This window comes from Gemmatimonadaceae bacterium, assembly GCA_019752115.1.
Classification (GTDB): Bacteria; Gemmatimonadota; Gemmatimonadetes; order Gemmatimonadales; family Gemmatimonadaceae; genus Gemmatimonas.
On the sequence record JAIEMN010000078.1, the window covers coordinates 23,697 to 32,216 of the forward strand.

The 8,520-nt window shown below is 69.4% G+C and carries 9 protein-coding genes; 2 read left to right on the plus strand and 7 right to left on the minus strand.

What is annotated here, in order from left to right:
* Positions 1–10: 10 nt before the first annotated feature.
* Complete coding sequence (locus K2R93_21925) at positions 11–1,279, plus strand: DUF3472 domain-containing protein (GenBank protein MBY0492510.1); 1,269 nt, start codon at positions 11–13, stop codon at positions 1,277–1,279.
* A 171-nt stretch (positions 1,280–1,450) separates the two neighbouring features.
* Here the strand turns inward: K2R93_21925 and K2R93_21930 are convergent, their stop codons facing one another.
* From K2R93_21930 to K2R93_21960, 7 genes are all read right to left on the minus strand, one after another.
* Positions 1,451–2,494 (minus strand): exo-alpha-sialidase, encoded by a 1,044-nt coding sequence (locus tag K2R93_21930; protein MBY0492511.1) that lies wholly within the window; start codon positions 2,492–2,494, stop codon positions 1,451–1,453.
* Entirely contained in the window at positions 2,491–2,901 is a 411-nt protein-coding gene (locus K2R93_21935) for a hypothetical protein (GenBank protein MBY0492512.1), read from the minus strand. The genes K2R93_21930 and K2R93_21935 overlap by 4 nt, the downstream gene beginning before the upstream one ends.
* Positions 2,901–3,272 carry a hypothetical protein gene (locus K2R93_21940; GenBank protein ID MBY0492513.1) on the minus strand — a complete coding sequence of 124 codons (372 nt, stop codon included), beginning with the start codon at positions 3,270–3,272 and terminating at the stop codon, positions 2,901–2,903. Before K2R93_21940 ends, K2R93_21935 begins: the two co-directional genes overlap by 1 nt.
* Positions 3,273–3,349: 77 nt before the next feature.
* Positions 3,350–4,603, minus strand: coding sequence for a hypothetical protein (locus K2R93_21945; protein ID MBY0492514.1), 1,254 nt, complete (start codon positions 4,601–4,603; stop codon positions 3,350–3,352).
* Position 4,604: 1 nt separating this feature from the next.
* Entirely contained in the window at positions 4,605–5,150 is a 546-nt protein-coding gene (locus K2R93_21950; protein ID MBY0492515.1) for a TlpA family protein disulfide reductase, read from the minus strand.
* A 47-nt stretch (positions 5,151–5,197) separates the two neighbouring features.
* Positions 5,198–5,815, minus strand: a complete 618-nt coding sequence (locus K2R93_21955; GenBank protein MBY0492516.1) for a hypothetical protein — start codon at positions 5,813–5,815, stop codon at positions 5,198–5,200.
* A gap of 82 nt (positions 5,816–5,897) precedes the next feature.
* Complete coding sequence (locus K2R93_21960) at positions 5,898–6,842, minus strand: hypothetical protein (GenBank protein ID MBY0492517.1); 945 nt, start codon at positions 6,840–6,842, stop codon at positions 5,898–5,900.
* A 33-nt stretch (positions 6,843–6,875) separates the two neighbouring features.
* On the opposite strand from K2R93_21960, the gene K2R93_21965 reads away from it, so the two are divergent.
* The gene (locus K2R93_21965; protein ID MBY0492518.1) at positions 6,876–8,375 is read left to right on the plus strand and encodes a carboxypeptidase regulatory-like domain-containing protein; all 1,500 of its coding nucleotides are present in this window, start codon (positions 6,876–6,878) and stop codon (positions 8,373–8,375) included.
* The last annotated feature ends 145 nt before the right edge of the window (positions 8,376–8,520 follow it).

Sequence of the window (8,520 nt, forward strand, 5' to 3'; positions counted from 1 at the left end):
AAGTTCGCGCATGACGCGATTTTGGATGCTCCTGCTGGCCGCGGCGGCCCGGCTCGCCCCGACATCGGCCGCCGCGCAACCGGCCGCGCCCGTCGCTGACTCGGCGCTGGTGGTCCCGGCCTACACCGCCTATCTCCACCCGGACGCCGACGGCGCGCCCATCTCGCCACGGCGGCCGGTCGCCCCCTTTACCCAGCCCGGCCGCGCGCTCCAATGGTACGCGCTCCTGCGGCACCCCGGCGACCTGCAGCTGCAGGTCGCGACTCACGGCGCCTCCGGCCGCTGGCAAATCACCGTGGGGCGCGATACGCGCACCGGTCGCATCAGCGCCACGCGTGGCGACACGACGGTCATCGACTTTGGCACCGTGACCATCCGCGACACCGGCTACGTGGCAATCGTGCTCACCGCCGCCGCCCCCACGCCCGCGAGCATCGACGCGCTCCTCCTGCGCGGCCCAGCCGCCGCCGACGCGCACGCCAACCGCGAGCCGCGTCGCAACGCCGCCAGCGTGCACCTGCGCTATCCCACCGACAGCACGTGGCCCATCACCGGCTTCTACAGCGAAGTCACCGCCGTCGACGATCCGGTGACGACCTACTACATGGCCACCGGCTTCGCGCGCGGCTACTTCGGCATGCAAGTGAACTCGCCCACCGAACGCCGCATCATCTTCTCGGTGTGGGACGCCGCCGAAGGGCAGACGGCAATGAATCGCAGCACCGTCGCCGAAGAGAACCGCACGTCGCTACTCGGCAAGGGCGAGGGCGTGGTGGCCGAAGCGTTCGGCAACGAAGGCACCGGCGGCCACTCGCATCTCGTCTACCCGTGGAAAACGGGGAGTGTGCAGCGCTTCTTCGTCACCGCGAAGCCGGTGGGCACCGCCACGGAGTATCGTGGCTATTGGTATCACCCCGAACGGCAGCAGTGGATGCTGATTGCCGGCTTCCGCGCGCCCAAGGACGGCGGGTATCTGCGGCGATTGTACGCGTTCAGCGAAAACTTCGGCGGCTCGACGGGCGATCTGCGGCGGAAGGCGCGCTATGGCAATCAGTGGGTGCAGCTGGCCGATGGCTCATGGCGCGCGCTCACGCAGGCGACGTTTACACATGATCCGACGGGGAAGGAGGCGCGGCTCGACCGCTGGGCAGGAGTGGAGAATGGGCAGTTCTTCTTGAGCCACGGGGGGTTTGTGGCGGGGTTCGCACCGGCGGGGACGATGCTGACGCGGCCAGCGGGTGGAGCGCCGCCGACAATTGAGGTGCCGCCGGGAGTCTGATGTCGGCGTGTCTGACATCGGAGTTGAGTAACCCCCGAGAGCTCAGGCGGAAGAATTTCAGGGAGTGGGCATCAGGACCGCAGTTGTTGTCCTGAGCACTTCCTCCTGACGTTCTTCCCCCTGAGCTCTCAGGGGTTACTCACGTCTAAGCCCCGTTCGCTGACCGTGGGCTCAGTGAACACGTAGTACGACATGCTTTACCCGTCTCCGCTGCCACGTATAGCTCACGTGCACCAGCCCATCCCGCGTCTGGATCACCGCCGGATACGAGTACTCCCCCGGCGCCGATTCGAGGGTGTCGATCGGCGTCCACGTCACCCCATCGCGCGACAGACTCACCACCAGCGGCGTCCGCCCGTCGCGAACGGGGTTCGAGACCAGCAGCTGTCGCCCATCGCGTAGCGTCACGGCATCGATCCCGGAGTTCGGATTGGGGAGCGCCGTGGGTGCGAGCGCGCTCCACGTGCGCCCGGCATCGCGGCTCCAGGTCTCGTACAACACGCCCGGGCCGCGCGTGCGCACCAGCGCCTGCAACGCGCCATCGCGATGGACCAGCACCGTCGGCTGAATGGCATCAACCTCGCGCGCGGACGGTGCCGGCAGCACCTGCGTCCAGGTGCGCCCACCATCGGTGGAGCGCTCGAAGTGCACGCGCCACGCATTCGCGGCGTCGGGCGCCTCCGTACTCGACGGACTCACCAGCGTGCCATCACGCAGCCGCACGAGCTTGTTCTTGATTGGTCCCAGCAGGCCATCGGGCAAACGACGCGGCGCCCCCCACGTGCGGCCGCCATCGGCACTCTCGCGCACCATCCCCCACCACTCGCGCGGGTTGGGGCCGACCTTGTAGTAGAGGACGAGCCGGTGGCCACCGGGCGCATCGAGCACCGGGTTCCACGTCGGAAAGCGCTCGCCGCCCGCCTGCCCACCGGTCGCGATCTCCACCGGCGGCGTCCAACGCCCGCGCTCATACCGCGTGAACCAGATCCCGACGTCCTTCGCGCTCTCGTAGGCGCCGGCGAACCACGCCGCCGTCAGCGTGCTGTTCACCTCGGCCATCGTGGATGCATGCACCGATGGCGGCGGAGCCCCGTCGCTCGGCCAGTCGCCCAGGATCGGCGTGATGCGTGCGGCAGGGGCACGCGGGACCACCCGCGCGCAGGCGACGGCCAGCGCACTCACGAGGAGCGAGCCGGCGAGCCGCGCGCGCCTCACTTGATCGTGATGGTGCGAACGAGCGTGGGGCCGGGCCGCAGGACCGACACCGCGTAGGGCCCCGGCGTGGACGGCGCGGTGAGCGTGACGACGTACGCCTTGAGATACTTGGCGGGCTCGTTCTCACACGCCCCGATCTTGCGCCGCCCTTGCAGCTGGATCTGCGACTGCGTTTCGCCGGGGCGAATGAAGATGCGATCCACCTCGGCGCAGCCATTCGAGCTGAGCGGCCCCCACAGCTGCTGCGTGAAGCTGCTCTTCGCGATCACGGTGTCGGGGCCGGTCACCGAGTCGATGGCCACCGTGAAGTACTGATACTCCGGGTCGACCAGTCCACATCCGGTGGCGGTCGCGACGGAGACCGCCGCGATCACCAGGGCCAGCACGCTCTGCTTGGCGATGCGCATCAGATACCCGTTGGCGTGTAGTCGATGCCACCGGCCAAACGATACACCGTCACGTCGATCACTTCGGTGCGCCCTTCGTCGATGGTGATGGTGCGCGCCAGCCCTGGCGTACTCCCGACAAACTGGGCGCGAGGCACCACGCGTATGGAGACCGCGCCAGCTTCGCGCAGGCGCACCGTGAGCTGCCCATTGGCCGCCGTGCGATAGGTCGTGCTGACCCCATCGGGCGTCGTCACCTGCACCTGATTCACGCCGGCCGCCTTGCCGCCGTCATCGCGCACGCGCACGGATAACGTGGCGACCGCCGGTTCGGTGGTCGCACCGCCGGCGCATCCGGCAGCCAGCAGTAGCGAGAGCAGCACACGTCGCATAGACAGACACTCACGGAAATGAAGACGTCGGAAAGCTACCGAAAATTCCCGCCGGCCAGCCAGTGTGTCTGGCGGACTCAGGGGGCGACGCGCACCGCACTGATGCTCGACCCGCGCTCGCCCTGCTGGACCCATGCCACCACCGCCCCGCCGGGCACCGCCGCGATCGCCGGATAGAAGAGCGCGCCGCCGCCAGGAATGGCCAGCGGCGTGACGCGATCGGCGTCGATGCGCGCCGCGGCTAGTCGCCGCTGCCCCTCAACAACCTCGTCCCACACCACGAACGGCCGATCGCCCGCGCCCATCACCACACTCGGATGCGACGCGAGCCCCGCCGTGGGCAGCTTGCGCCGCGGCGTGAAGGCGGGCGCCTTGGCGGTCGTGGCATTGCTCGAGCGCGCGTAGAACAGCGCCAGCTGTTTCCCGTCGCTTCCGGCGTCCGCCGTCGGCCACACCGCGTGGACCTGCTGCTTGGCATCGACGGCGATCGAGGGCCCGTTGTCCGGGCACCCATCGATCTGCCATTGATCGTCGCTGATCTTGACCGGCGCCGTAAAGGTGCGCCCGCCATCGCGCGTGGCCGCGAAGGCGATGTCGCGAATGCTCCCCGGATACACCTGGCGCCACGCGGCAAAGGTCCACGCGCCGTGATGCACCAGCGCGGTCTTGCAGCAGTAGCACACGCTGCTGGTGACACTCTTCGCGCTGCCGCCCAGCGTCGCGAAATAGAGGCGCGACAGCTTGGCGCGCTCGGTCGGATCCGGCTTGGGCGCGTTGGGGTCGTGCTGATGCGTCATCGGCACCGCCGCCGCGTCGCGATGATCGAGCCACAGGACATGCACCTTGCCCTGCGCATCGACATCCACCGCCTGCCACCCCCGCGCGCCGGGCGCGTCGCTGCCGGTCACCGTGGACGCAGCCCCAAAGTGCGCCCCCCCATCGGTGGACCTGGCCTGCAGCAGCTGCCAATCGTTGCCGGTCTTGACGGTCCACACCACCAGCACGTCGGGCTCCTTCGCGCCAGCGCGCGGCACGAGCGCCACCCGCGGCGGCATCTCGCCGCTGACGCGCGCCTGACCGGCCACGGAATTCACCTGCACCGGGGCACCAAAGCGACGCCCGCCGTCGCGACTCACCGCGAGATACACGTCCATCGCCCCGCTCGCCGCCGCCGACCAGCTTACGGCGACAAAATCGCCGAGCGCCGTGACCGACGGATTGGCGCCGCTGCGGCCGGCGACATCGAGCGACACGGGCTGTTGAGCGGCGAGTGGAGACGCTGCGAACACGGTCGCCACGAGGAGGGCGCGAGTCAGAAGATGTGGCGACATGTCAGGGCGCGAGCGACGCGCGGATGGCGGTCACGAGAGTGGAGTCGCCGGTCCGAAAGCCGCCGATCTGCCGCGCGCGGATCACGCCCTGCTGGTCGATGACGAACGTTTCGGGGACACCGATGGTGAGGAACTGCGCTTGCACATCCTTCTGCGGATCGAGCCAGATCGCATACGGGACGCTGAACTCCTTGAGGAACTCGCGAATCTCCGGTTCCGCACCGTAGCTGTCGACGCTCACCCCGATGAATCGCACCGGCGCATTGGCAAACTGCCGGCTGAGCGCGACCAGCTCCGGCGTTTCCATGCGACACGGCTGGCACCACGTCGCCCACACGTTCAGCACCACCACCGTGTCCCGCAGCGCCGCGAGCGAAACCGGCCGGGCATCGAGATCCGTGAGCGTGAGCGCCGGCGCCGCCGCGCCGATGGCCGGGGGCTTGAGCGCCTTGGCCGGCGGCGGTGCGCCATCACGTGCCGACGATCGCTCGCCGCCTGTGCAGGCGGCCAGGATCACGACGCAGAGCAGGCCGTGTCGAATACGCATGCGCAGAATCTAGCCCACGCCGACGGCCGCGGCCTGACGACGCCGCCCTAGCGTGCCGCCGCGCGCTGCGCCGCCGCCACCGAGTCGAACTTCGCGAGATACGCCGTCACGACCGCCGGGCTCAGCGTCAGCACCGTGCGCACGTTCGCGCTCCGGCCGTGCACCCGCACCTCGAGACCGGTCGTGGCGCTACGCCGCAGCAGCTCATCCTCCACGCGCGCCGTCACCACCTCGAAGGGCGTGCACCCCAGGTGCCCTTCGCACGAATGGACGTCGCGGAACCAGCCGCTGATGGCAAAGACGCGCCCCTGATCGCTTCCCAGCGGGAAAACGCTCCAGTCCCCGCCGTTGCGCATGGTGAGCTGCCGCAGCACCGACGCACTGAAGAAGAGCGAGTGAAACCCGCGCGCGATCGTACCGTCTTCACGCAGACTCGAGCGCAGCCCGTAGCGCGCATCGTCGCCCGCCCACGCGAGCACGTTGACATACGGCGAGCCGCGGAAGGTACGGACCACCACACTCGGCACGGAGTCATCCGGCGCGAGTTCGTCTGCGCCAGCCACCTCGCCGGCCACATCCGGCATGGCTGCCGGGGGACGGGCGCCATGCGGGGCGCACGCCCCCAGGGCCAGGGCAGTCACCAGCAGCAATCGCGAGCGCACCATGAGCTCTCCAGGCGGGATGGATACTGGAGTATACGCCGCACCGGCCGAAATGTCGCCGCGCCTCGTCCCCGCCCTGCGCGGCTCAGCGCACCAGCTGCTTCAGCAGCTCGGGGAGTGCGTGCAGCTGATCGACATGATCGGGCGCGCTGTTGCCGGCGAAGCCCATGAGCGTGAATCGCCCGGCGTGCGCTTCACTCAGCTGCTGCATGCCGCGTGGCCCCCATCGCAACACCGGTCGCCGCTTCACCCCAAGCGACGCGAGCATCCACTCGGCGGTTTCGGTCGTACTCGCGAAGGTTCCGGGAAAGATCTCGGAGTGAGTGACGATCATGCGCCGGTCGCCACGCGTGGCCGCACGGGCAAACGCCGTGAGGGCCACCAGATTGGTGGTATCGAGCGCGCCACCACTCGCCAAGACCTGCCCCTCGAGCACGTACGAGGTGTGCATCCCGTCGATGAGCAGCACCCCGCTGATCCGCTCGACGTGCCGCGGCACCAGCAGAATGCGCCGAATGGCGCCGTGCCCCGCGCTCCACCCACTGAGCCAGATGCGGTCGATCCGCACCGGCGCGCCGCGTGCTGCGGACAGCTCACGCGTGATCTGCGCCAGCAGCGAGTCGAATGGGGCCGGATCGCGGTACGTGCGATCGTAGACGCCGCTGCCGCTGCCGAGCGTCATAGCCGCCGATACGGTGGGGCGCGTGAGACCGGCCGCCGCCTGCGCGGGGAGCCAGCCGGCACCATGCCAGTGGATGAGGAGATCCACCGCAGTGCGCGTCGCCGCCCGTTCCGGAATAAAGAGCGCGATGGGTTTGTCCCCCGGGCCGGGGAGCGTACGCATCTGCCCGGCGGGGAGACGTTCCACGAGCCGCGCGTGGATCCGCGTCGCGTCCGCCATGGGCGACGGGTTCTGCGCGGCCGGTGGCGGGGCGCTCTGCGCGGCGGCGGCCGGTGCTGCCGCGAGCCACAGCACCGCGCCACAGACGCCCATTCGCCGCACGCGCTGGCCCCCGAGTCGATCCGGCATAGGTTGAACGTAGCCTCCCGCGGCGCCCTGCACATGCCAGCAGCCCTCTCCCCCCTGCCCCCTTCCTCCTGCTCCCTGCCGTTGGCGGCGGTGGTGGCCGGTCTCCTCCTCGCCCCGTCGCTGTCATTCGGTCAGGGCGGCGTCATCCGTCGCGACAGCGCCATCACCGCGCGCGTCGCGCAGCGCGGCACGGTGCGCGGGGTGATCCGCGACTCACTACGCGGCGGCCCACTCCCCAAGGCGCTGGTGCAGCTGGTGGCAATGGAGTCGAACGAGCCCTTCGGCGTCGCCGTCGAGTCCGACTCGCTCGGCCAGTACCGCATTACCGGCGTCCCGGTCGGGCGCTACGCCGTCGGCTTTCATCATCCCGCCCTCGACTCGCTGGGCATCGAGCCCCCCGTGCACGGGGTGGAGGTCGGCGCCATCAGCGATGTGCGGGCGGATCTGGCCATTCCATCGGCGCGGCGCCTGCGGGCGAGCGTATGCGGGGCGACCCGCACCGGCGGGGCGATGCTGCTGGGCTTCGTGCGCCGCGCGTCCGATCGCGCGCCAGTCGGGGGCGCGCTGCTCGAAGCCGCGTGGATGGAGCTGCGCATCGATAAGCAGGGTGTGGGCAATCGCCTGCAGCAGCGCACCCAGGTGAGTAGCGCCAACGGGTGGTTCGCCTTCTGCGACGTGCCGGCACCAGGCAACGTCGCCTTGCGCGTGGTCGCCGGCGACGACTCGCTCGATGCCGTGGAGTTCGAGATGAGCGGCGATCCGGTGGAGCGCCGCGAACTGCTGCTCGGCGCCTCACGGGTCCGCGAGCTGCGCGACACCATCCGCGCCGGCGACTCCACCGTGCTGCGCACCCGTCGTCTGCGCGTGGGCGACGCCACGGTGCGGGGCGCCGTGGTCCGCGCCGACAACGGCCACCCGCTCGCCAACGCACAGGTGACTGTGGTAAACGGCCCCTCCACGCGCACCAACGAGAAGGGCGAGTGGACGCTTACCGAGGTCCCGGCTGGCACCAGGACCCTCGAGGTGCGCGCCGTGGGGTACTTCCCCCTTCGCCTCACGACGAACCTGCTGCCCAACGCTGACGCCCCGCTCATCGCGCTTTCGAGCACCAAGAGCGTGTTGGAGACGGTGAAGGTCCGCGCCGCCTACTGGCGCTACGCCGATCTCAAGGGCTTCCGCGACCGCCAGCGCAGCGGCGTGGGGCGCTTCTACACGGAAAAGGACATCGACGCCCGCGCCGCCCTGACCACCTCCGACCTCCTGCGCAGCATGGCCGGGGTGCTCATCGAGTACGGCGACGACGGCAACAAGTTCTTCTTCCAGAAGACCGCCGGCGCGATCGGCTTCGATCGCTGCATCCCCACCGTCTTCCTCAATGGCGCCGCCCTGCGCGACATCGACGCGAGCACCCTCGACACCTTCGTAAACCCCGATCGCATCGTGGGCATCGAGATCTACCAGGCCGGCATGGGGCCGGCCGCGTTTCAGGTGGCGTTCACGGGGTGCGGGAGCATCGTCTTCTGGACGCGGTGAGCGGATGATTTTTTGTGGCCTTTGAGAACTGAGAACCGAGCCGTGAGCACCGAGATGTGAGACCTGAGCTGTTCAGACCGGGATGATGGGTGACACCGAGACCGGGATGATGGGTGACACTGGGCCATGTTTTGAGCTCCACGCG